Source organism: Mucilaginibacter psychrotolerans (assembly GCF_004519315.1).
In the GTDB taxonomy this organism is placed as follows: Bacteria; Bacteroidota; Bacteroidia; order Sphingobacteriales; family Sphingobacteriaceae; genus Mucilaginibacter; species Mucilaginibacter psychrotolerans.
In genome coordinates this window covers 120,890-144,392 of sequence record NZ_SOZE01000008.1, presented here as the reverse complement: position 1 = coordinate 144,392, position 23,503 = coordinate 120,890, and the positions used below count along the sequence as shown (strand labels likewise).

Here is a 23,503-nt window from a genome sequence, read left to right as displayed (position 1 = left end):
CACATTTTGGAGCGTCCTCGCTCCCGTCGCAGTTAAAAAGTAAGCGTGGACGCTTACAAAGATTATTATTCAAGCGTGGACGCTTGAACAGGCGCAGTTTATATCGCGCGATATTTTCACAACCACTTCCGCTCTACCCACAAGAAAGCACAAGCTACCAGCAGCAGGATATAAAAGTAAATTTTCGGCACTTCAATCCGAAGTTTTTGATGTATCTGTTTCGTTACAATACTGCCCGGCGTATGGCCCGCTGCATATTGCTGCGTGGCGGCGGTTTTCGCAGCCGCTTGTACACCTTTCCATTCGGTTTGCGGCCAGGCGTAAAACCAATCAGTGATATTATCATGCCTTAGGGATTGCCAACCTGCCTCCTTTGGCCAATAGCGTGCCGACCATTCAAAAGGCATCGCAGGATTTTGCTCAGGGGCCAGCACCTCGCCGTTTATACTGATTGGCGAACTTACACCGTTTGCAATGTGTAGCTGCACAGGCTGGCCCGCAAACGGCATAGCATCAACTTCTATCGGTATGTTTGCGCTTGTGTCTCTGCGGGCGGCCTTACTAATTAGGGCACTCCATACCGCAGCATAATCCTGCTGGTTGCCACCTAATGCCCAACTATAGGTATTACCCAAAGTACTGAACACCAATCTCCCCTGCCCTGCAATGCTGCTGCTTGCCAGTACCCTGCCTTGGGCGCCCATAATCAACGGCTGCGTGCCTTCATGATAGCGGATGCCTGTTGTACCATTACCTATTTTAGCTGATGAGCTTCTTTTACCGTTGATATTAAGCGCAGAAAATACCTCTTTACCCTGGATATTTTCCAGCAGGAAATCTTTTTGCAGCCATGATGTTTTGCCGGTACTATCCGCCCGCATAATGATGCCGAGACCGCTATCTTCTACTTCATGTCTTAGGGAAGCGGCGTCCGCACCGCCCAGAGTGTTGAGAGTGGACAGGTCGCCTATCACCACATCAAATTGCGCGAGAGTTGAGGCTGTAAGCCTATCCAATGGCAGTTGTTTAATATTGATGTATTCGCTGTTGAATTTATCCTTGCTGATAGCCGAACGCGCGGCCACGGCATAGCCTTGTCTGCTGAGCCATCCCTTTAAAAATTTGGTTTCGAAACCGGGCGACGCGGAAAGCAACAATACCCTTAAAGGCTTCACCGGTTCTACGCTGAATGGGATGCTACCCTGCAGAACGGTATCGCCGCCGGCAACCGACAGTGCCTGGTAAACCCGTTTACCGTTTGATTTTGGCGTAGCCATCAGCTCAAAGTTCCTTCGGCCCTTTGGTTGGATTGTGGCCGTATCTAAAATCGTATTCAATCCTTTCAGCAACAGCGTTACTTTTTGTGCCGATGGGTTCTGGTAAGTGCCCTGTACCTGCAAGACCCTGCCTGCCTTTAGCTTTTGGGACCAGCTGATATGGCTTACGCCTGCGGGTAATGCTTGCGGGTGGAAAATCACAGGCAGGTTACCCAAATCATCCAGTTGGCTTTTATTCAAGCCATCCCCGTAAATATGCAGGGGGTAGTCCTTCAAGGTATCAGTCAGCATATCTAAGCCTTGAACAAACATGGCACGTGGATATGCCTTTTTAATAGTCGCATCGCAGGTAAACAACCGTGCGTTTGCGGGGATGCTATCGGCAGCAAATCCTGTTGTGAGCAGGGCAAACGCCTCCCTGTCATTTTGCTTTGCTTCTTTTTGATAACTTAGCGGTAGTGCCAAACAAGCCAGCGCAATAGCCGCAATTAACACTGCAAACATCCGTAAGGCTAACCGTTTTTTATTGGCGCGACGGATTTCCAGCCAAACCGCGAACGCCGCCAGCAATATGCAAAGTCCGATAACCATATAAATCCAATTGACTTGCATCATGGCTTGGCGTTTTTAAGGTTCTTATAATAGCTGCGCGATAACCCACCATCCGCCGGTTGTGCCTTTGCAGATGGCAGCACTTGAGGTGCCGTTATGGTTATTTGGATAGCGCGTTCCACCACACCAATATCTATTGCACTTATTTTTTGTGCCGATAATATCCTGCGCATAGCACCTAAAGCCGAGAGATAAGTCCCAGGCTGCGCCGATGCGCGCAAGCTTAATTGCTGGTTGGCTACCTGCAATACGCGGGCATCTGCAGTAGTTAACGTGGGTTTGGCTTTTAGTTGTTCCAATACCTCTATGGCCTTGCGGAGGGCCCCGAAAGCATCTCCCGCAGGTTTTATTTCTTGCTTATTTACCGGTTGGATAATCTTATCCAATTCACCTGTGAGGCGTTTATCCAGTTTGATGGGCGATGGGTTATAGGAAGTTTTAGCCACGAAGGAGCGTGATTTTTGTTGCAAATCTTTCAGCAAACGCAAAGCCTTGTAGGCAAATGGCAATGCTGCCTGTGGTTTGTATAGTCGCAATTGCAGCTCGGCTTTCCACATTTCGGTAAGGGTGGCTTTTAATTGCGCCTTAATGGCCGGCTCAAAAAACTGCGCATCTTCGGCCTTATCGTGATCATCGGTGTACTCCTTTAATATTTTGGCCGCGTTGCTGAAATCTGCCGGGTCGGCCACGCCATCGCTGGTTTTGGGTACCTCCTGGCTTTCATCTTCTTCGCCTAAAAACTTACCGTAACGCAGGCGCAACAGTTTTTGGTCGATACCCAGATCATTACTACGGGCGTTGAATTTTTCAACCGTGATGCTGTCTTTATCCTTCAACAATTGCTCCGCATCGATGATGATTTGTCTTTCGCTGCGGAAAAACTCCGGTTTGAGGTTAGCGCCGCTCAGGATGCCATCCATGCTGAGCAGTTCGGCAGTATCCTGTACGGCAACGGTAAATACATCGGTACGGCTTTGCTGCTGATGCGTGTCGCGGGCCTGCACGTAAAAGTACAGCTCGTCGCCGGGTTCCATATTTAAGGCGGGCAGATCTACCAGTTTTTGCGCATCGTATTGGGGCTGACCTGTAAAGACGGTATTGAAATTCAGTTTATATTCCTTGAATTTAACACCCTCGCCACGGCCCTTTGCCACCGTAGCCATAATCTGCGCATTGGCAATGCCGTAATCATCTGTAAGGGCAGCATCAATAGTGACGCGCTGTGCCTCGCCGGCATCAATGTAAGTATAGGGCTTGGGTGTTTTGACTTGTATCACCGGCGGCGCATCTTTTATCACCTGCACCTGGTAAAGCTCCGACAGCTTGCCATCGATGCTTACCTGGTAATAGCCCGGCCCGCTGATGGTTTTTGCGGCCTGCCAGGTTTTACCTTCGCCGGTATTTCTCAGGCTGATACGCTCCTTATCATTAAATAACAGATACGGCTGCTTAACGGCCACATTGGTACTGATGTGCCAGTTTACGCTTGCGCCATCCTCCACGGAAATGTTGAACCTATCCTGACTGCGTTGCGCCCTCCGGGTATAAGCGGGTGGAGTAATAGTAACGCCGATACCGTCTATCTGCGGGAGGGGTTTTTCCATCGGAAACTTTTGCTCAGCAATGCCTATTCCTCTTGTTCGGCTATTGCCGCCATTTGCGGGGTGGTACAGTATTACAATCGCGATAAAAAACAATGCTGCTAAGGCCATCAACAAAGCCGAGCGCAAAAAGCGTTTGGCGAAGAGCTTATGGCCTACCTGTAAGTTGGCCCATGCTTCCTCAGTGTTTGCGCGCGCCAGCGACTGCAACACATTCAATTCCTCCGCAGGCAGTAACAGCAAGCCCGTACTCTCCTGCAATTCCAGATACTCCCTATCAAGAAAGCTCACGATTTTTTGGTTGCCGATGCGCCAGGGGCAATGCAGGACCAGCATGATACTGAACACGCTCCAAAACACCGGGAAAGCCCACCACACCAACCAGCCCAGCAACAAAAACACGCCAGCAGCTAACAGCGCAATGGCTGCCGACAGAGCCGCATCGGCCAGCACCTGGTAAACAACCCAGCGGCGGCGCAACGCATCTATTTTATGTAATGCCTGCTTAGCCATTGGTGGTAGATTTTATTCTGTGGGATAACCAACGCTCCGCAGCGAATACGAATACGATCAATAGCCAAAAATACGGCGATATATCTTTTGGATCAGTGGCAGTTATGGACGATGGCGTATAGCTATTGATTATGTAATACGGCATTAATTGCTGATGGCTTAGCACGCGCTTTTCGTTTTCCGCAGGCAGGGCATAGGGCTTATCGTTCAGTAATTGCAATATTTGTTTGGGGAAAGCGTCGTTCCAAACCAGGTCGTTCCAGGCGGGGTTGAAATGGGTGTAAAAGTGATAAGTATTGGTTCTATCAGCTTGTTCCCGCCTCAACAATGCCCAGCCGAAGCCATCCTGCCATAACACGGTACCCTCGTCCATATGGGTAGTACGTTTTGTTAAGGCAATATCACCAAGGTTTATTACGGTATGCACATCAAGTGTTTTGTCACCTTCGTACTGAAAAACATTCTTGCAATTTGTTGCTAAGCGGCCATCAACCGGCATATCGCTCAGCCAAAATAACCAGGTTTGCCCTGCGGGGATTTGATTTGGCGATGCGTACTGTTTCACCACAGCCTTGCGCCCCATAAACGCGGTGGCAGCCTTTAACGCAGCTTGCAGGTAATGCGCATCCAAAGCATATTTATCCGTGTAGATGGCAACGCTGATTCTGGAGGTATCCACAGCTATCGCCTGCTGCTTCGCCCCTTTCAGGCTCACCAATGGCCTTCCATTTTGCACAGTTAGCTGCAAATCGCCATCGCCGCCGGCCTCGACTTGCATTTCGCTAAACTGCGTTCCCAGCGGGTTGCTGTTACCCAGCAGTACCTTAACCTCGCCCGAATTATTGAGCCAGGCGCCCGCAATCCAGCGGCTGGTAGAATCTGCCTGGGTGTAGGTGGACCAATTTATACGCGATTTAATTACCGGCTTGCTACCGGTAAAGTGGCATAAGCCATTTGGTGTGTAGAGGTAGATTTGTGGCACGCCACGCGCTTTTTCGTCCAGCTGTTTTACCAGGCGCCAGTAATTGGCCTGCGTAACGGTATCTTTTAGGGTGGTATCTGCCAATACAGGCTTCAGGTCTGCGGTGGTAAAACCTTTATTGAAGTAATGGAACTCGAAGCCTGCTTTCAGCAGAGAATCAACCTGTGGTTTGAATTTTTGATAGCTTTCTTTTAAGTTTTCCTTGGGAATAAGCACCCAACCTTTGGCCTTTTTTTCCGGCGCAAACCAGGCCCACAGCGGTCCGGCCAAAAAGAAAGCCAATAAGGCCAACAGCAGGCAGCGCAAAATAAGCAGTAGGATTTCCAATAACTTAAAGCTGCGGCTGGTGGTTTTGGATGCTTCGGTAATGAGCGAGATGCTACCCACCTTAAGCGTTTTGCCCGGGCGGATATTCCATAGGTGTATCAGTACCGGAATGCCAAGGGCAGCCAGTGCAATGAACCATATGGGGGATAGGAAACTCATCTTTGGGGAGTGGTGAGTAGTGAATGGGGGGTGGTTTTGAAACCCTGGTGTGCCGAGCATAGCGCTAATGTCCGCTTGCAGAGTTGACTCACCCCGACATCGCTATCGCTTGTCGACCCTCTCTGCTCCGCAAAGAGGGTGAAGAAAAATAGCCACCAAGTCTCCCCCTCTTTACGAAGTAGAGAGGGGGCGGGGGGTGAGTCGACTCGCGACGCGAACAAGGCCACTAGATATTGAAACCCTGAGTAGGCAAAACTAAAAAAAGCATGGGATGTGCGATTCCCCTCTTGAGAGGGGTGGAGGGGTGTGTTCTCTGCGTCGAGCTTTTCGCAATTGCTTGGCGGCGAACACACCCCCGCCACCGCGCGGCCTGGCGCACCCCCTCTCGAGAGGGGAGCAAAAAAATCCTTTCGAAAAACTTCGTTTTTAAAAAAAACATGACAAAATGCCAAACCTGATATTCCCGTCATAAAGCCCCCTTCTTCCTTTGTACCAGAAAATCCCGCAGGGCTATATCCAGTGGTTGCGATGTGCTCAGCATGCGGTAGGATATACGTTTGCCCAATAGCGCTGAGCGGATTGCGGCCAGATGCCCCTGCAGGCGTTCGGTATAGGCATCTTTTGCGCGTTGGGTGTTCACCTGTATCGTGTCACCTGTTTCTAAATCCTCTAATGTAGTGTATCCTTTAAAATCGAAATCCAGCTCGTTCTGCCCCATTAGGTGGAAAACGATTAATTCGTGCTTCAATGCCGCCAGCGAGCTGAGCAGGGCATCAATCTCACCGTCAGCCTGGTACATATCAGTGATAAAAACCAGCAATTCCTTGCGGCCATTCCCGGCAAAAAGTTCTTTATAATGTATGGGCTTGGTAAATGTGCCCGATGGCTCGACACCCTGCAAGTGATAATATAAACGTTGCAAATGCTGAGGGTCTGGCTTAGAGGGGAGCGAGAACAACTCGCCATCCTTAAACACGTTCAGTGCAACGCTGTCGCCCTGCAGGTTGGCCAGGTAAGCCAACGATGCCGTCAAGGCTTTGGCATAATCTATTTTCTTAATTCCATCATCATCATGGTTCATGGATGCGCTGGCATCTACCAAAAACCTTACAGAGATACTGGTTTCAATCTCCGACTCGCGGATGTAATACCGGTCGCTGCGGGCGAACATACGCCAGTCCAGCCACCTTAAATCATCCCCTGGCTGATAGCTGCGGTACTGGCTAAATTCCAGTCCGGGCCCCTTTACGGTGCTTTTGTTAAACCCATTCATAAAGCCATCAATAACCGTTTTCGCCAGTAATGGCAAATCTTTGATGGTCATTAATACTTTAGGGTTAAGCATGGGCAGCCCCCTCTAAATCTCCCCCGGAAGGGGAGACTTTTTTGTAATGGGCTTCAAAGCCCTCCCTTCCGGGGAGGGTTGGGTGGGGCTGACTATTCATATGCTGCCGTTTCGTTCTATCACTTTCAACAACTCCTCCGTTACCCTGTCAGAATTGATGCCCTCGGCTTCGGCTTTGAAGTTCATTAGGATGCGGTGCCTTAATACGGCCGGGGCCATGGCGTGGATGTCTTCCATCAATACCGAATACCTGCCTTTTAACAACGCGCGCGCTTTAGCCGTTAGTATCAGCGCCTGGCCTGCGCGCGGGCCTGCGCCCCAGCGCACCCATTCTTTTATATAGGCAACTTCGGTGGTATCGGGGCGGGTGGCACGGATGATCTGACTCACATAGCGCGTCAGATCCTCATTGATAGTTACCTGCCTCACCAGTTCTTGCGCTTGGGTGATTTCTTCGGCGGTGATAACAGCTTTCACGTCGGCCTTTTTGGTGCCGGTGGTGCGGTTCAGTATCGCAAATTCTTCCTGCTCGGTTGGGTAGCCAATTTTTATCAGCAGCAAAAACCTATCGAGCTGTGCTTCGGGCAGCGGATAAGTGCCGGCCTGCTCAATGGGGTTTTGCGTGGCCAGGATAAAGAAAGGTTTATCCAGCGGGTAAGTTTGCCCGCCGTAGGTCACTTCAAATTCCTGCATGGCTTCCAAAAGGGCCGACTGCGTCTTCGGCGGCGTGCGGTTTATCTCATCCGCCAGTATAATATTGGCAAACAAAGGCCCTTTATTGAATTTAAAGAAGCGTTTACCTGTGGCATGGTCCTCCTCCAATATCTCGGTGCCAATGATATCCGTAGGCATCAGATCGGGCGTAAACTGTATGCGCCTGAACGAGAGGTGCAGCGCTTGCGACATGGTTTTTACGATGAGCGTTTTCGCCAGACCGGGCACGCCCTCCAGCAAGCAATGTCCGCCAGCCAAAAAGGCTACCAGTAGTTCATCCAATATATGATCCTGCCCTACGATTACCTTTTGTATCTCGGTTTTTAACTGCGGCAATTTGGCCAGCAGGGCTTTAATGTTAGTCTCGGTAAGTTCCAATCTTATCGTGTTTATATTATTGTTAAATCCTTTTGCCGTAGCGATGGGTTTGAAACCAATCGATATGGCATGCGTCGTTATTTGACTCACCCTGTCTGCCGACAGGCAGGCCCGACGGCCCGCATGCGCGGGCGTCGACCCTCTCTGCTTCGCAAAGAGGGTTAAAAAAGAAGCTCACCCTCTTTTCCGCAGGAAGAGATGGTCGGGCAGCGAAGCGAACCCGGGGTGAGTAAACGGGAAAGCGGCAAGGCAACCATTGCGTTGCATAGCGATGGGTATGTAACCTTGAAAGTTCGCTGCCATTTATATTTAGCATTGCTCATCCGTTCCATAAATGGAGCGGCAATGAAGGTGGGTTTGCGCCTATAACCGCAACCCACCTTCATTGCCGTCGACTTTAGTCGACGGACTACGGCTGCATTAGGGTTTAACCGCGTTCAAATCAATCGGTAATCGTTTAACCGCCATGTTTCGAACACCCAAGGTTTCAAACCCATCGCTGTCCGGGCATTAACCACCTCTACGGATTCCCCTCACAAGATATTACCCTTTTAACTAAATACCCAGTTTTTTTATCAAAAACTCAACAAAGTATCTAAAACTTTACAACCTTGTTAGCTTTTGATACAGGGCGGGCAATAATTTTATCCTAATTTTAGGGTTTTGTAATTGATGGCACAGGGCGCAAAGTTTACTTTTACCAGGTTAAGTTACCACAGCGGCGATTGGGATACCGACCAGCGCATGCCCTCAAACCTGCTCAATTCACTAGTAGAATACACCACCATCCCCATCGATCCGCACGAAAAGGTTATTCCCCTCAGCAGCGACGATATTTTTAATTACCCCTTCTGTTACCTTAGCGGCCACAAACTGGTACAGTTCGACACGAAGGAAAAGGCAAACTTCAAAAAATACGTGCAGAACGGGGGCTTTGTATTCGTAGATGATTGCAACCACGATATCGACGGATTGTTCGCCAAATCCTTCGAGGCGCAAATGGCTGTGCTGTTTGGCCCGGCTGCCTTAAAAAAGATACCCAACAACCATAAGCTTTACCATTCCTTTTTCAGCTTCGATAAAGGGCCGCCTACCACGTCTTTCGAACTCAACGGCTGGGGCGACGACCTGGTGCATGATTACCTTAAGGCTATAGAAGTAGATGACCGCATAGCCGTATTGTACAGCAGCAAGGATTATGGCTGCGAATGGGATTACGATTTCCGCAATAAGCGCTTCCTGGCAGAGGACAACACCAAATTCGGGGTGAATATTATTGTTTACGCCATGAATTCATGATGCGGTTTACCTATGTTTGCTATGGTTAATACTATACAATGAACGATACTTACTACATACAGGACAATGGCCAGCAAACGGGCCCTTACACGCTTAAAGAATTATTAGCGCTGGACCTTGATGTGGACACGATGGTTTTAACGCCAGGTAACGAAGAATGGCAGGAAGCATCGTACATCCCTGAATTATTTGAGTATTTTGAGGATAGAGGTATATATTTCCCTACAGAAGGCAATCTGGCTAACTTTTGGATAAGGCTGCTGGCTTATTTTTTGGATCTGTTTATTATTTCGATAGTGCTTTCTCTTGTTGCGCAGGATTATGTGCTGGAGCTTTCCAAATCATTCAATATCGAAAACCCTAACCAGGAGCAGGCTATCGAACGCTTGAAATTCAGCATGGCGCTGTATGTGCTATTGGCTCTATATAACACGCTCTGCGAATCTACCCCGATGCGCGGCAGCATCGGCAAGAAATTATGCCGGCTTGCCGTAGTTGATGCCGATGGCCGCAGGCTTGGTGTTGGCAGGGCATTATTACGCAATTTTTTCAAAATTTTATCAAGCTTGCCGCTTAACATAGGTTTCCTGCCTATCCTCTGGACAGAACGCCGCCAGGCCTGGCACGATATGATTGCCAAAACCTACGTTATCCGCCGCGACGTGTAATAAAATACATCCTGGGCTGATAAAACCTCAGTCAGGTTGCTTATATTAGGCTTTTAATCGTATCACCTTGAAAAGAAAAGATTTCCTTTACCTTACCGGCATGGGCATCAGCGCCACCATGCTCAGCAGGATGACCGCCATGGGCCATCCCGTAATGCCCGGCACCGTTTTGCGCGATGTTGATGTAGCCCTTAAAAAGCGAATGGCCGATGTTGCCCTCAACGCAGCCCGCTCAAAAGGCGCTACCTACACCGATGCGCGCATTGGCCGCTACCTTAACCAATTTGTGGTTACCCGCGATAAAAACATTGAGAATATTGTGGATACCGAAAGCTACGGCATGGGCATCCGCGTTATTGCCAATGGCTGCTGGGGATTTGCCGCTACCGATAAATTGGATAACGACAGCATAGCCCGAGCCGCCGAAACGGCTGTGGCCATAGCTAAAGAAAATGCCCGCATACAAAGCGAGCCTGTGCGCCTGGCTCCGCAAAAAGGCTATGGCGAGGTAAGCTGGAAAACGCCTATCGAAAAGAACGCTTTCGAGGTGCCAATGAAGGACAAAACCGACCTGCTCCTATCTGTAAATGATGCCGCTTTTAAAAACGGTGCCAGCTATGCACAGTCGGTATTGTTTTTTGTGAACGAACAGAAATACTTCGCCAGCACCGATGGTTCGTACATCGACCAGGACATCCACCGTATATGGCCATATTTTGGCATTACGAAAGTTGACGAAAAGAGCGGCAAGTTTGAAACCCGCAGCAGCCTTAGCGCGCCGCGCGGCATGGGTTATGAGTACTTGATCCCCCGCGAAAGCGATAAAATAAAGAGCCAAACTACCCTGTACCGCGACCGCTACGACATGCTGGAAGATGCAGGCGCAGCGGCATTGCAGGCGGCACAAAAACTCAAAGCAAAATCGGTTGAGCCAGGCAAATACGATCTGGTGCTCGATCCAAGCCACTTGTGGCTCACCATCCACGAATCGGTTGGTCACCCTTCCGAACTCGACCGTGTGCTGGGTTACGAAGCAAACTTTGCCGGAACCAGCTTTTTGACGCTGGATAAATGGGAATCCAAGAAATTCAAATTCGGCAGCGAGCATGTAAACATCGTAGCTGATAAACTGCAGCCGGGTTCGCTTGGCGCGGTGGGTTATGATGATGAGGGCGTAGGCACCAAGCAATGGGATATTATTAAGGACGGCATACTGGTAAATTACCAGGCCATCCGCGATCAGGCACATATCATCGGCCTTACCGAATCGCAGGGCTGCTGTTATTCGCAAAGCTGGCAGGATGTGCAGTTCCAGCGCATGCCGAATATATCCTTGCAACCGGGTAAAACCCCGCTTAATGTGGAGCAGATGATCAGCAAGGTAGAGAAAGGCATCTACATCATCGGCGATAGTTCTTTCTCTATCGATCAGCAGCGCTACAACTTCCAGTTTAGCGGGCAGCTTTATTATGAGATAAAGAACGGCAAAATAGTAGGTATGCTGAATGATGTAGCTTACCAGGCCAACACGCAGGAATTTTGGAACAGTTGCGCCGCCGTTTGCGATAAAAACGACTACCGCTTGGGCGGATCGTTCTTTGATGGTAAGGGCCAGCCGATGCAAAGCAGCGCGGTATCGCATGGTTCATCAACTGCCCTGTTCAAAGGGGTTAACGTAATTAACACAGCAAGAAAAATTTAAGATATGGCTATCCTAACTGAAGACGAATGCAAAGCGATACTGAAAAAGGCGCTTAGCTACTCCAAAGCCGACGAATGTGAAATAAGCCTTAACGGCTCCGATTCTGCCAATATACGTTACGCCCGCAATTCGGTATCAACCAGCGGCGCGTTAAGCTCAAGCAGCATGGCCATTTCATCTGCCTTTGGCAAAAAACTGGGCATCGTAACCCTTAATGAATATACAGACGAAGCCATAGCTGCAGCCGTAAAACGCTCTGAAGAATTGGCGAAACTGGCCCCGGAGAACCCGGAGTATATGCCCTTTTTAGGTCCGCAAACCTATGCCCCCAGTGCCAAGATGTTCGTACCTGCAACCGCAGCCATCACTCCCGCGCAACGCACGGATATGGTAGCGCAAAGCCTTAATGTAGCCAAAGAGAATAAACTGACCGCCGCCGGCTTTTTGCAAAACAGCACAGGCTTTTCGGCCATGATGAACTCGCATGGGTTGTTTGCTTACAATACCTCAACCGATATCAACTTCTCGGTTACGCTGCGGACGGCGGATAGCCAGGGCTCGGGCTACTCCACAAAAAATTACAACGATGTTGCCAAGTTGGATACCCTGGCCTTTACTAAAATTGCTGCGCAAAAGGCGAGTGGCTCGGCAAGTGCCCGCGCTATTGAGCCGGGTAAATACACCGTAATACTGGAGCCTGCAGCAGGTATTGTTTTATTGGAGCAATTGTACGGTAGCCTTGATGCCCGCAGTGCAGACGAAGGCCGCAGCTTTTTGAGCAAACCCGGCGGTAAAACCAAACTGGGCGAAAAACTGGTAGATGAACGCATCAATATCTATACCGACCCATGGCATCCCGACCTGCCCAGCAGCAGCTGGAGCGGCGATGGTCAGCCGCAGGTAAAACGCAGCTGGATAGAAAAAGGCGTGGTGAAGAATTTTAACTATTCGCGCTATTGGGCGCAGAAGAAAGGCGTTGCACCAATCCCCTACCCGGGCAATATCATCATGGATGGTGGCAACCAAACGCTGGAAGACCTGATAAAAGGTACAGAAAAAGGCATTTTGGTAACCCGCCTATGGTACATACGCCCGGTAGATCCGCAAACGCTGCTGTTTACCGGCCTTACCCGCGACGGTACTTTTTACATCGAGAACGGACAGATAAAATTCCCCATCAAAAACCTGCGCTTTAACGAAAGCCCGGTGATTATGCTGAACAACCTGGATGCACTGGGCAAACCAGAACGCACCGTAAGCGGCGAAAGTAGCCAAAGCGCGCTGATACCGCCTATGCGGATTAAAGAGTTTACGTTTACGTCGTTATCGGATGCGGTTTAGTGAGTGGTGCGTAGAGAGTGGTGAGTGGTTTTTAAAACCCTCATCGTTGTAAGCGTTAGCGTACAATAAAAATCTAAATAAGAGAGGCCGGTAAGCAAAATGTTTACCGGCCTCTATATTTGCCAATTCGTCATTGGGAGGCACGAAGCCCTAGCCACTGCGTCATTGCGAGGCACGAAGCAATCTCTACGCATGACAAACCACCACGCAAAGTGTTCATAATGAGTGGCTATCGATAGCCTAGAGGTTGCTTCGTTCAATGACTGCGTTTGTTAATGAAGAACCGGCAATTATATCGAAGAATTACTATTTTGCAATATGGTTTTTCAAGGAGGCGGTTGCGTCTACATCATGACTAACAAATACAACTCGGTTTTGTATACCGGTGTTTCATCAGAACTCATCAGCCGCGTGTGGGATCATAAAAACAAGACTTATCCTAAAAGTTTCACCGCCCGGTATAATTGCTATAAACTAGTTTACTACTGCTTCTACACACATATTGAAGAAGCTATAGCAATAGAAAAAGTAATTAAAGGCAGTAGCCGGGAATATAAAAAGCAATTGGTTAACGCTATGAACCCAGAGTGGAAGGATTTATACGATGGACTACTTGAAGAATAAATTCCTGTGCTTGCTTGACGGATTAGCAGGGCAGAGTTGCAGAGCGGCTCTGCTCTGCACGCGTCATTGAAGTGGTTAATGCGCGGCGGCTTGTATATCCGCTCTGCCTTCGTAGAGATTGCTTCGTACCTCGCAATGACGAGGTGGTGAGTTATGCTGATGGTTTGTTTCGCCAACAATCACAACTACTCACTATTCTCCACTCACCACTCACTAAATATTAAACGTCACCTTCATCAGCAAAAACCTTCCCGGGATATTGTAGGTGCTTTGGGTGAACGAGTTTGCCGAAAGGTACAGCGCACTGTAGGTTTTGGTATTGAACAGGTTTTGGGCACTTAACTCCACATCCATCTTTGTTTTTTTGAATTTATAACGCAGACTCGCATCGGCAAACATGTACTTCAAATCGTTAGCTTGCTGCTGGTGGGTGTAATAATGGTCGCCGCTGATGGCGAAGAACAGGTTATCCGTTGGGTTGTAGTTAACCGATGCCTGCTGTATGAGCCGATCGAATTTGCTGGTTGATGCTACTGCGGAAGATTTGCTGGTGGTTTGGTCGAACCCCGCCTTGTAGCTAAAGTTTACTTTGCTGCTCACTTTGGTATCCGCACCAAAATTCAGGGTTTTTGATACGGTGTTGTAAGGCAGGATAATGTTGTTCAGTATCTGGTTCAACTTAGTAGTTTGCACCGCCAACCCTGCGCTGAACGTGGTGCGCAAGCTGAAAGCGTATTTGCTGATATTCCCCGCCAGCGACCAGGAATCGATATTGTTATCGTATGGCAAAACGATGCGCTGCTGTATGTTATTGGTGAGCACGCTGGATGCGATATTATTGGCATTTTGGTGCATATAGCCGGCGTTTATACTGAAAAAGAACAGCTGTATAGCCCTGCGGAAATTAAAGCCCAGGTTAGCCGACTGCGTTTTGCGTTCGGTTAAGTCGGCATTGTTGGTGTACAGGCTGCGGTAGTTTTTGAGGATATAGCCGTTATACACATCCTGTATGCTGCCGATATCGTTACGGAAATTATACCCCGCGGAAAAGTAATTCTCTACTCCGCTTTGGTATTTTACGTACAGTCGCGGGTTAAAATACAGCCTGTCGAGGTTTTTGTTCAAGCCGTAATAGCCATCGTTGTAATGGATGTTGAGGTAGTTTACCGGCAGGCTGATGTTGATTTTAAGGACGCTGCCGGGAATGTCGTATCCTGCTTCGGCGTAAATTTTTCGCCGCTGCCAATCCAAGTTGTTCAATGCGCTGTCGGCCACCAAATTGCTGCTGTTGTTCAGCTGGGTTAAGCTTAGATCAGATTTCAGCGTTTGCGATTGCAGGCTGAACCCGGCCCTGTAGGTTTGCGTTACGTTATTGCCCGGTATTTTATAACCCGCATAGTTATTGGTAAACCAGGTAGGGATATCGGCAGTTTGGGTGAGCTGCTTATAAGCCTGTCCGTTGTTAAAAATATCGGGGTTTAGGCCGGGGTCTATCACCCGTAGCTCCGGTTCGGTAGAGCGGTTAAGGTAGCTGTAGAGTTCGATGATATCATTTTTTTTGAAGGTTTTCATGTAGTTGAACTCGTTGGATATATCCATCAAATTATCCTTGAAAACCTGGTTCACGGGCGTACCGTTGGTTACCAAAGCCGAGTAGCCTGTGCTTTTGCTGTAATCGGCCACGAAATTATCATAGAGGTAAAATTTATCCTTGTTGATGTTGAGGCTCAGCTGGCTGTGCATATAATCGGGCCGGTACTTGTTTTTCTGCACTTCGGCATATCGTATCGTGTCGGTCGGCAAATAAAACTCGCTGAACTTGGTATAGGTTTGTTTCTGCGTATCGTGCAGGTAGCTGAGGTTGGCCTTCAGTTGTACATCCTTTTTCAGGTTCACCAGATTATTGAGGTTGATGATGCCCGCCTGGTTAAACAGGTAGCGGTTACGCGGCAGGTCGGGGTCGCCGGCGGTACCTAAAGAAAGTACGGTTGCGGGCTTATCATTATCCAACCGCGACAGGTAGCTCGAGTTGTTGTGCGCCACCAAATCGCCCGCTACATCAAAGTTGGTGTTGTTCACTTTAATGTAGTTAATGGCCTTATACTTATCCTTAAACATCATGGCGTTGATATCGGCATAGTATTTATCAGGCAGACCGGCACCCAGGGTTTCCTGCCCCACCAGTTGCAATTTGGCATCTTTCTTTATGGTGATGTTCATGGCTACATCCTCGCTCACCACCTTATCTTTCAGCATTTTGATGGGCTGATGGTTATCCAGCACCTGCACCTTATCTACCACGCCCTGGGGGATAGAACCAGTGGCGATGTTATATTTATCGTCCGTAAGGTTATCGCCGCCGATGTAAAAGTTGGATATGGCCTTGCCGTTGTAGCTGATGGTACCATCCTTCGCTACGGTAACGCCGGGCAACTTTTTAATTACATCGCCAATTACCCTATCCTGCGGACTGGCAAAATCAGATACCTTATAATCCAGCGTATCGCCATGAGCCCGCAATCGGGGGCTGTTATCCTTTATGGTTACTGTTTTCAATTGGTTAGATGCCCAACTCAACTTAAAGTTATAGGGCGATGCAAGCCCCTCAACTTTAACCGTAGCCTTTTTGAAGCCCACGCAGCTTACGGCCAATTGCAGGTTGCTTTTGTCGGCATCAGCAGGTACGGCGAGGGCGTAAGCGCCCTTATCGTTGGTAGTTGCATAGGCCAGTATCAGGTTGCCGCTTTTGAGGTTTACAGTGGCAAAGGAAATCCCCTTGCCCAAACTATCGGTAACCGTGCCTTTTATACTTTGGGCAAGGCACGCGGCGGCACATAGCGTGCATAACATGCACACCAGCGCAAACTTGCATAGCTTTATCATTTCTTTTCGAGCAGCTCTATCGGGTTATTGATCACATCGGGTGTGCCGCTGTTTATTACTACGGAGCGCACCACCCTGTCGCCGCCGCCAGCACCAGGGCCCTGGCCGCCCGGCCTCATGGCCGCATTACCGCCGCCCATAGCAGCCATAAAGGCTTGCGGGTCTTTACGCATAGCCGCCTGCAACCTATCGAACTCTTTTTCGGTAGTTTTTACGGCGTCGGTGGGCAGCGCAATCAAATTAGGGTCAGTATTATCATCGGGTCCACCCATCTTTATTATGGTGCCACCTTGCCCAGGGGCCGGTTCGGCGGCCACTACCGGTTTATCAGATGCCGTAACCTGCTCCATCCCATCGAACTTGAACACCACTTCTTTATTGGTATCGTAAGCCTCTACAATCAGGCCCGGCAGGCCGTTCAGTTTCCATGGCCCGGCGTGGAAGGGCAGGTCGGGGCAAAACCAGGCGGTATAATTGCGCCCTTTGAAATGGCCCATAGCTTTTTGGCAAAGCAGGGTACCAAATGTGGCGGTATCGGCGCTTATCTTCCAGTTGATGATGGGCATAGGCTCCTCTATCAGGTACGGCGTTATGAGGTTTTCTTTGCGTACCAATTGCTCTTTAGCGGCAAACTGGTAGTACTCTACCCGGGTGGTAGGCCTGCTACCGGTTACTTTGATGTTTACATTACCGCTACCTTTTTGCTCGGCCAGTTGCTGCTCTATCTGCTTCTTCATCATGGCATCCTGCAGTTTGCGGTCGTAGCTTTTGTAGGCGCTTGTGGTTGAGCCCAAAAACAACACCATATTTTCGGTGTAGGGTTTGTCTTTCTGGGTGGTATCGCGCAGGTGAGAAAATTTATAATGTACAATGGCCTTCGCCATCTCGGGGCCCTGCGCCTTAACGTTGTGTACAACGATGCCGAACGTTAAAAGTAGAATTAAGCTTTTCATTTTACTGTGGTTAAGTTAAAAAGGTTGGAGTGGTTGAAAAAGTTAAAAAGAAAATCAGGCTTTTCATTTTTTTAAGTTGACGTTTTCATTGAAAATCAGGTTGCAATCAATTACCAGTCAAATATAACTAGCCAATTAGTTAATCTACGATTATTTCGTAGATTTTAACATTTTTTAACGTTTCGGGGAGGGGGAGTTGGAAGGTTGCTTACCACCGCGTCATTGCGAGGAACGAAGCAATCTCCCGATACGCAGGGCGGACTTACAGAGCGGCTTGTCCAACTTAGAGATTGCTTCGTTCCTCGCAATGACGATGGGGCTATTTAAGCAGAAAAGCGAGGACGTTTCCTCGCTTTTCTGCTTAATAATATAATGTTACCAACTGTTTAACCTTCCAATCTATCCTTTATCACTACCGTTTCGGCTATCATATCGTGCAGAGCCTGTTGTTTTTTGCTGAAAAAGATGAAGAAATAGCCAATGAAAAAGGTAAGTACCGAAATTAATTTGGCTGCGTTGCGGCCTAAAGCTCGGGAGGTATCTATGCGTTCGCCGTACATATCGCATACGCGTATCTTGAGCAGTTGCTTGCCGTAGGTGCCTTGTTTTGGGCCGCTTTCCATTACTACCGCGTAAATGAGCCTGGCGGGTATGGCCAGGGCGACTACAGCACCGCATATACCCAGGCGCATATATTTATTCTCATCGCCGGGAAGTATTAACATCAGTGGCAGCATTATCAGGAAAGCTGCCATCACGAACACTGCAAAAACCAGGAACCAATCTACCACCGAGGCTGTTGCCCGCTGATCGAAACTGCCGAAGTACTGCATGGGCACGGGCTGCCTGCTAAAGCCAAAAAGTTGCCGTAGTTCGGCAACTTCATGGGCTTCTTTATAATCGTCCATCCCGGGGCTCTTAACAAAATCGCCCGGCTTTATCTTCCGGCTCTTTAACTCTTCTATGCTGAAGGGCCCCTCGGGTTTGCCGGCTATTACCAGCACATATTTTTGGGTAGTTGTAGGGTTGTTAAGGCCGGGAGCTTGCATATCTGTCAAAATTAAACATTTGTACCTATACCCTCCCGGCCCTTCATATAAATTAGTACCTCTTCACCTCGAAGCCCGACAGGCCACCTTTCAGTTTGATGTACATCTTGTTCTTGGCGGCATTAAAGCCAGGGGTTTCGTAGTGGCTGTTGCCTTTATCATCAAAACCTTCAAAATCGTTAGATGACAGGCCCGAGCTGGTAGTGATGCTGCAGGCAGCATCCTCTGGTATCTGGATGGTAACACCCGATACACCGGTAGATACCTCAATATTAGTATTTACAAGGGGTTGGCCCATCTTCACTTCGAAAGAAGCTGCACCGCCATTGATGATGAGGTTGCGTACCTTGAATTTGCTCAAATCAAAATCAAGCGCACTGGCACCGGTTTTTACGTTAATATCCCATTCCGGCGCAGTATTCAGTTTAATTACCGCCGAGTTCATCTTATCACTATCCCAATGGAAATCTTTGCCTTTTTGGTCCCTCATCTTCAGGTTGGCTGTAAATACGCCGCTGTCCTGGCTGTGAGTGTAATCGTATTTGTTATAAAACTCCTTGGTTACTGCATTGAACAATTCGCCGGTGGTATCTTTTATGGTGTACTCTGATGCGCCGCCGCTGATGTTTAAATGGGCCGATTTGATTGATGCAACGTATGGCTCGCTGTAGGTGGTGGCACCTTCAATTTTTAATACGCCATGCGATGAAGTGGTATCGTTGTCATCGTTATCATCGTCGTCGTCGCTAAAGTTCCAGTTGCCATTATGGTGGTTCCAAAAGTAGCGGTGATTATTTGGCACAAAAGCCAGCAGACAAAAACAAATTACCACTACGCCTATCTTTGTTGCTGTAGCCCACGGGGCCGGGTTGTTTGATAACAGCAGGTTTACGCCGCCCATGATCAAAAATACCGGCCAAAGCGAGATGATATTCTCCCATCTGAAGTTGATCACATGGAAGTTATCCAACAAAAAAAGGGCTCCTATTAAAACCAGGACTACGCCCGGCATTATTTTATTGCTTTTCATGATTATATAGTTGTAGGGTTATCGGTTGATGGTTCGTCGGTTTTTTTGCTCAAATCAAAAGCAGAAGCTTTGGGTTTATCGTCTTCAGTCACTTCGGTTGCGGTTGTAGCAGAAGTTGCGTTCCAATCATGCTTTTCCCACGGTTCTTTCTTTTTACCGGCAAATATTAATGCAGCACCTGCGCCAACAATAATCAGTGGCCAAAGCTTGTCAAAATCCCAGTCGGGGATAAAATTCAACTCATCGGCTAAAAATATGGTACCCAATACGATGAGTACTGCACCGAATATCATACCTGCATTAGACGATTTTTTTGGCGCTACCGGCGGGAAGCCGAACGGTTGGTTAAAGGGCTGACCGAAGGGCTGTGTTGGTGGCACCTGGTAATCTTTATCATCTACCCCCGGCCTAAAGTTAGGGTTAACAAACGAGTTGTTTTTTGGCAACACTACCAATAAGATAATATACATTAAAAAGCCTGCACCATGTGTAACAAATAATACCACGAATACGAGGCGAACGATAGTAGGGTCGATGCCTAAGTAATCTGCAATGCCCGAACAAACACCGCCTATCATCTTGCCGTATTCGTTCCTATAAAGTTTCTTTTCCATTTTGTTTAGTTTTTAATTGCGTTTAAATAATCAGATCTGTCCAAATTTTGGTGTAACGATCATCTCATCTACGTTAGCGCCTGTACTCATGTTGTAAATCGTAACAATGGCTTCTGCTATATCTTCCGGCATTACCATCCTGTTTTTATCAACCGTCATCCCGGCCCACGAATCTGTTAATGTTGAGCCCGGGATTATTGCTGTTACTTTTACTCCGTGTGGCTGCATTTCGAGTTTCATTACCTTATTAAGACCTAGTAACGCATACTTTGTTACGCTATATACCCCCGCCTCTACCACAGGGTTTATAGCTGCAATAGAGCATATATTGAATATATGCCCTTTACCGACAGAAACCATGCTTTTACCGAAGAAACGGTACAGTTCGTAGGCCGGCATCAGGTTGGTATCTATCTGTTTTTGAAAGGAATCGTCGCTATCATCAAGTATAAAACTGTGCTTGTACATACCCACGTTATTCACCAAAATGTCGACGAAACCCATGTTTTTCTCGGTGAATGCGGCAAATTTTTTCACTTCATCGCGTTTACTCACATCGGCAACCAGGGTATGTACACTTATTTGGGGGGCTATTTGTAGTATCTCGGCTTTAAAATCTAATAATTCCTGCTCTTTTCGCGAACAAATTGACAGGTTTATTCCTTGTTTAGCGAAAGCTATGGCTACGGCACGGCCCATGCCCTTTGTTGCTCCGGTTATTAATGCGTTTTTGCTCATGGTAGGTGTTATTGTTTTGGCAATTGCCAGGTAATTTTCTTATTAAAAGTAACTCAATTATAACAGGTCGTAAAGCTTAAAATTAAAAAATGTATTTTTAACCACATTTTGCATTTACCATGTTTTATAGTTTAGGAAAATATATGCTGCTGCTTCGCCTCAGCTTTAAGCGGCCCGAAAAGTTTAGTGTGTACTGGGCCGAAGTGATGCGCGAGATGGTGTCGGTTGGTATCGGTTCGCTGGGTATCATCAGCATCATTTCTTTATTTATTGGTGCAGCTACCACTATACAGGTAGCTTTCCAGCTATCCAGCCCTTTGGTGCCATTAAGCACTGCCGGCAAAATAGCCCGCGATTCTACCATACTGGAATTCAGTCCCACCATATCGGCATTGGTTTTGGCGGGCCGTGTGGGCAGTAGTATTGCATCGCAAATTGGCACTATGCGCGTTACCGAGCAGATAGACGCACTGGAAATTATGGGCGTAAACGCGCCGGGCTACCTCATTGCCCCCAAGATAATCGCTTGTGTTACCATGGTACCCATGCTGGTTATCGTATCTATAGTATTGGGTATGACCGGTGGTTGGATAGCCTGCCTTTTCGGCGGTGAAGTAACGCCGGCTGACTACATCATGGGTCTGCGCGATGGTTTTATGCCGCTTACCATTCAGGTAGCGCTGGTTAAGGCCTGCGCATTTGGCTTCATCATCGCATCTATTTGTGCCTACCAGGGTTTTTACACCTCGGGCGGCGCACTAGAGGTGGGGCAATCGGCTACGCGTGGCGTGGTGTTCAGTTGTGTAATGATATTATTTGCCGATTTGGTTATCACCCGTTTAATGTTATGATCGAGATAAAAGACATCTACAAAACCTTTGGCGATAACGACGTACTTAAAGGCATCAGCGCCACTTTTAAAACGGGCAAAAACAACCTCATCATAGGCGGTTCGGGCTCGGGGAAAACCACGTTGCTAAAATGCATCGTAGGCCTGCACGAACCTACTAAAGGCGATGTTTTTTTTGAAGAAGAGAATTTTACCGATATGGATTTTACCCAGCGCGTTCCCATCCGTACGCAGATAGGTATGCTTTTCCAGAACTCGGCTCTTTTCGATTCTATGTCAGTGGAGGAAAACATCATGTTCCCGCTCAACCTTTTCACCAACCAGTCGCATGCTGAAAAGCTTGACCGCGCCAACTTTTGCCTGGAGCGGGTGAACCTGAAAGATAAAAACAAACTTTACCCTGCAGAGCTATCGGGCGGGATGAAAAAACGGGTGGGTATTGCCCGTGCTTTATCCATGCAGCCAAAATATTTGTTCGTAGATGAGCCAAACTCGGGCCTCGACCCAAAAACTTCCATCGTTATAGATGACCTGATCAACGACCTGACCGCCGAATATAACATGACCACCATTATTGTTACGCACGATATGAACTCGGTAATGGGTATAGGCGACCATATCATCTTTTTGCACCAGGGCCAGAAATGGTGGGAAGGCAGCAACAAAGAAATTGCTCATACCGATAATAAAGAACTGAACGAATTTGTATTCGCCAGTAAATTTATGCAGGCGGCGAAGGAGAAACTGTAGAGCAGTTGGCAGATGGCGGTTTGCAGTGGGCAGTTTGCATGTGGCACTCGCATTAATTTGTAATACTTATATTTGCAGACTTTATCAGCAACGCAAGTTGTTTATTGATAAAGAACCGGCTTAATAACTGCAAACTGCCAACCGGCAACTGCAAACTGAAAAAAAACTGCAAACTGAATAATGATCCAACTCCTTACACCAACCCACTGGAAAGATTACGAGCTGATTGATTGCGGCGACTTTGAAAAACTGGAACGGTTTGGCAATATCGTACTCATACGGCCCGAACCGCAGGCCGTTTGGAGCAAAACCCTAAGTGCCGATCAATGGCAAAAAATACACCATATTAAATTCAAAGGCCGATCTGCCACTGCGGGCGACTGGGTAAAGAAAGACCCTAAAACACCCGACCGCTGGCACATCGAATATAAAAATAATGATGTAGCCATCAAGTTCCGACTGGGTTTAACCTCGTTTAAGCACCTCGGAATTTTCCCCGAACAGGCCGTAAACTGGGATTTTATATCTGATAATATCAAAAAATTCAAAACCCCAACGCCCAAAGTACTCAACCTGTTCGCCTACACGGGCGGCGCATCGTTGATAGCCAAGGCAGCCGGTGCCGATACCACCCACGTAGACTCGATAAAGCAGGTGGTTAGCTGGGCCAACGAAAACCAGGAACTATCGGGCATAAAAGATATCCGCTGGATGGTGGAGGATGCGCTAAAATTTGTGAAACGCGAGCTAAAACGCGGCAAAACCTATAACGGCATTATCCTTGATCCGCCGGCTTATGGTAATGGCCCCAATGGCGAAAAATGGAAGCTGGAAGATAGCATCAACGAAATGATGACCGATGTTATCCAACTGCTGGATCCTGAAGAACATTTCCTCATCCTCAATACCTATTCGCTCGGCTTTTCTTCTGTAATCATCGAGAACCTGATCAGGAAGGCTTTCCCCAAAGTTGAAAATTTAGAAATAGGCGAGCTTTATCTGCAGGCTACCGCAGGCCCTAAATTACCCCTGGGCGTATTTGGTAAATTTTATAAAAATATGGCCTGATAGCCCCTGAATCTATATCTTTACGC

Annotated in this window: 19 protein-coding genes; 8 read left to right on the top strand and 11 right to left on the bottom strand. The window is 48.0% G+C overall.

The window, feature by feature from the left end; translation table 11 throughout:
• Window positions 1–116 precede the first annotated feature (116 nt).
• The 5 genes from E2R66_RS10460 to E2R66_RS10440 all read right to left on the bottom strand — a co-directional run bounded on the left by E2R66_RS10460 (window position 117) and on the right by E2R66_RS10440 (window position 7,908).
• Window positions 117–1,892 carry a hypothetical protein gene (locus E2R66_RS10460; protein WP_133229103.1) on the bottom strand — a complete coding sequence of 592 codons (1,776 nt, stop codon included), beginning with the start codon at window positions 1,890–1,892 and terminating at the stop codon, window positions 117–119.
• Window positions 1,889–4,003 carry a DUF4175 family protein gene (locus E2R66_RS10455; protein WP_133229105.1) on the bottom strand — a complete coding sequence of 705 codons (2,115 nt, stop codon included), beginning with the start codon at window positions 4,001–4,003 and terminating at the stop codon, window positions 1,889–1,891. The genes E2R66_RS10460 and E2R66_RS10455 overlap by 4 nt, the downstream gene beginning before the upstream one ends.
• Complete coding sequence (locus E2R66_RS10450; protein ID WP_158288371.1) at window positions 3,996–5,471, bottom strand: BatA domain-containing protein; 1,476 nt, start codon at window positions 5,469–5,471, stop codon at window positions 3,996–3,998. The genes E2R66_RS10455 and E2R66_RS10450 overlap by 8 nt, the downstream gene beginning before the upstream one ends.
• Window positions 5,472–5,937: 466 nt before the next feature.
• On the bottom strand, window positions 5,938–6,816 hold the full coding sequence (locus tag E2R66_RS10445) for a DUF58 domain-containing protein (RefSeq protein WP_240049280.1): 879 nt from the start codon (window positions 6,814–6,816) through the stop codon (window positions 5,938–5,940).
• Between the two features lie 96 nt (window positions 6,817–6,912).
• Window positions 6,913–7,908 carry an AAA family ATPase gene (locus E2R66_RS10440; RefSeq protein ID WP_133229111.1) on the bottom strand — a complete coding sequence of 332 codons (996 nt, stop codon included), beginning with the start codon at window positions 7,906–7,908 and terminating at the stop codon, window positions 6,913–6,915.
• 672 nt (window positions 7,909–8,580) lie between these two features.
• Here E2R66_RS10440 and E2R66_RS10435 point away from each other — a divergent pair.
• The 5 genes from E2R66_RS10435 (at window position 8,581) to E2R66_RS10415 (ending at window position 13,542) form a co-directional block, all read left to right on the top strand.
• Window positions 8,581–9,207, top strand: coding sequence for a DUF4159 domain-containing protein (locus E2R66_RS10435; RefSeq protein ID WP_133229113.1), 627 nt, complete (start codon window positions 8,581–8,583; stop codon window positions 9,205–9,207).
• Window positions 9,208–9,245: 38 nt separating this feature from the next.
• The gene (locus E2R66_RS10430; RefSeq protein ID WP_133229115.1) at window positions 9,246–9,875 is read left to right on the top strand and encodes an RDD family protein; all 630 of its coding nucleotides are present in this window, start codon (window positions 9,246–9,248) and stop codon (window positions 9,873–9,875) included.
• Window positions 9,876–9,942: 67 nt separating this feature from the next.
• Window positions 9,943–11,577 carry a TldD/PmbA family protein gene (locus E2R66_RS10425; RefSeq protein ID WP_133229117.1) on the top strand — a complete coding sequence of 545 codons (1,635 nt, stop codon included), beginning with the start codon at window positions 9,943–9,945 and terminating at the stop codon, window positions 11,575–11,577.
• 3 nt (window positions 11,578–11,580) lie between these two features.
• Complete coding sequence (locus E2R66_RS10420; RefSeq protein ID WP_133229119.1) at window positions 11,581–12,918, top strand: TldD/PmbA family protein; 1,338 nt, start codon at window positions 11,581–11,583, stop codon at window positions 12,916–12,918.
• Between the two features lie 318 nt (window positions 12,919–13,236).
• The gene (locus tag E2R66_RS10415; RefSeq protein WP_262710295.1) at window positions 13,237–13,542 is read left to right on the top strand and encodes a GIY-YIG nuclease family protein; all 306 of its coding nucleotides are present in this window, start codon (window positions 13,237–13,239) and stop codon (window positions 13,540–13,542) included.
• 213 nt (window positions 13,543–13,755) lie between these two features.
• Here the strand turns inward: E2R66_RS10415 and E2R66_RS10410 are convergent, their stop codons facing one another.
• From E2R66_RS10410 to E2R66_RS10385, 6 genes are all read right to left on the bottom strand, one after another.
• Window positions 13,756–16,425, bottom strand: coding sequence for a TonB-dependent receptor (locus tag E2R66_RS10410; RefSeq protein WP_133229121.1), 2,670 nt, complete (start codon window positions 16,423–16,425; stop codon window positions 13,756–13,758).
• Window positions 16,422–17,378: a GLPGLI family protein gene (locus E2R66_RS10405; RefSeq protein ID WP_133229123.1), complete on the bottom strand. Its 957-nt coding sequence runs from the start codon at window positions 17,376–17,378 to the stop codon at window positions 16,422–16,424. The genes E2R66_RS10410 and E2R66_RS10405 overlap by 4 nt, the downstream gene beginning before the upstream one ends.
• 386 nt (window positions 17,379–17,764) lie before the next feature.
• The gene (locus E2R66_RS10400; RefSeq protein WP_133229125.1) at window positions 17,765–18,427 is read right to left on the bottom strand and encodes an RDD family protein; all 663 of its coding nucleotides are present in this window, start codon (window positions 18,425–18,427) and stop codon (window positions 17,765–17,767) included.
• A 52-nt stretch (window positions 18,428–18,479) separates the two neighbouring features.
• Complete coding sequence (locus tag E2R66_RS10395; protein ID WP_133229127.1) at window positions 18,480–19,457, bottom strand: LiaI-LiaF-like domain-containing protein; 978 nt, start codon at window positions 19,455–19,457, stop codon at window positions 18,480–18,482.
• A 2-nt stretch (window positions 19,458–19,459) separates the two neighbouring features.
• Window positions 19,460–20,071, bottom strand: coding sequence for a PspC domain-containing protein (locus tag E2R66_RS10390; RefSeq protein WP_133229129.1), 612 nt, complete (start codon window positions 20,069–20,071; stop codon window positions 19,460–19,462).
• Window positions 20,072–20,101: 30 nt separating this feature from the next.
• Complete coding sequence (locus E2R66_RS10385; RefSeq protein WP_133229131.1) at window positions 20,102–20,809, bottom strand: SDR family oxidoreductase; 708 nt, start codon at window positions 20,807–20,809, stop codon at window positions 20,102–20,104.
• Between the two features lie 119 nt (window positions 20,810–20,928).
• Between E2R66_RS10385 and E2R66_RS10380 the strand changes: the two genes are divergently transcribed.
• The 3 genes from E2R66_RS10380 to E2R66_RS10370 all read left to right on the top strand — a co-directional run bounded on the left by E2R66_RS10380 (window position 20,929) and on the right by E2R66_RS10370 (window position 23,477).
• Window positions 20,929–21,660 carry an MlaE family ABC transporter permease gene (locus E2R66_RS10380; RefSeq protein ID WP_133229133.1) on the top strand — a complete coding sequence of 244 codons (732 nt, stop codon included), beginning with the start codon at window positions 20,929–20,931 and terminating at the stop codon, window positions 21,658–21,660.
• Window positions 21,657–22,409, top strand: coding sequence for an ABC transporter ATP-binding protein (locus E2R66_RS10375; protein ID WP_133229135.1), 753 nt, complete (start codon window positions 21,657–21,659; stop codon window positions 22,407–22,409). Before E2R66_RS10380 ends, E2R66_RS10375 begins: the two co-directional genes overlap by 4 nt.
• Before the next feature lie 180 nt (window positions 22,410–22,589).
• Entirely contained in the window at window positions 22,590–23,477 is an 888-nt protein-coding gene (locus tag E2R66_RS10370; protein WP_133229137.1) for a class I SAM-dependent methyltransferase, read from the top strand.
• Window positions 23,478–23,503 lie beyond the last annotated feature (26 nt).

Coding starts and splice junctions, on each gene's coding strand:
- E2R66_RS10460 (WP_133229103.1), bottom strand. CDS start 1,892: ATGATGCAAGTCAATTGGATTTATATGGTTATCGGACTTTGCATATTG.
- E2R66_RS10455 (WP_133229105.1), bottom strand. CDS start 4,003: ATGGCTAAGCAGGCATTACATAAAATAGATGCGTTGCGCCGCCGCTGG.
- E2R66_RS10450 (WP_158288371.1), bottom strand. CDS start 5,471: ATGAGTTTCCTATCCCCCATATGGTTCATTGCACTGGCTGCCCTTGGC.
- E2R66_RS10445 (WP_240049280.1), bottom strand. CDS start 6,816: ATGCTTAACCCTAAAGTATTAATGACCATCAAAGATTTGCCATTACTG.
- E2R66_RS10435 (WP_133229113.1), top strand. CDS start 8,581: ATGGCACAGGGCGCAAAGTTTACTTTTACCAGGTTAAGTTACCACAGC.
- E2R66_RS10430 (WP_133229115.1), top strand. CDS start 9,246: ATGAACGATACTTACTACATACAGGACAATGGCCAGCAAACGGGCCCT.
- E2R66_RS10420 (WP_133229119.1), top strand. CDS start 11,581: ATGGCTATCCTAACTGAAGACGAATGCAAAGCGATACTGAAAAAGGCG.
- E2R66_RS10415 (WP_262710295.1), top strand. CDS start 13,237: ATGGTTTTTCAAGGAGGCGGTTGCGTCTACATCATGACTAACAAATAC.
- E2R66_RS10410 (WP_133229121.1), bottom strand. CDS start 16,425: ATGATAAAGCTATGCAAGTTTGCGCTGGTGTGCATGTTATGCACGCTA.
- E2R66_RS10405 (WP_133229123.1), bottom strand. CDS start 17,378: ATGAAAAGCTTAATTCTACTTTTAACGTTCGGCATCGTTGTACACAAC.
- E2R66_RS10400 (WP_133229125.1), bottom strand. CDS start 18,427: ATGCAAGCTCCCGGCCTTAACAACCCTACAACTACCCAAAAATATGTG.
- E2R66_RS10395 (WP_133229127.1), bottom strand. CDS start 19,457: ATGAAAAGCAATAAAATAATGCCGGGCGTAGTCCTGGTTTTAATAGGA.
- E2R66_RS10390 (WP_133229129.1), bottom strand. CDS start 20,071: ATGGAAAAGAAACTTTATAGGAACGAATACGGCAAGATGATAGGCGGT.
- E2R66_RS10385 (WP_133229131.1), bottom strand. CDS start 20,809: ATGAGCAAAAACGCATTAATAACCGGAGCAACAAAGGGCATGGGCCGT.
- E2R66_RS10380 (WP_133229133.1), top strand. CDS start 20,929: ATGTTTTATAGTTTAGGAAAATATATGCTGCTGCTTCGCCTCAGCTTT.
- E2R66_RS10375 (WP_133229135.1), top strand. CDS start 21,657: ATGATCGAGATAAAAGACATCTACAAAACCTTTGGCGATAACGACGTA.
- E2R66_RS10370 (WP_133229137.1), top strand. CDS start 22,590: ATGATCCAACTCCTTACACCAACCCACTGGAAAGATTACGAGCTGATT.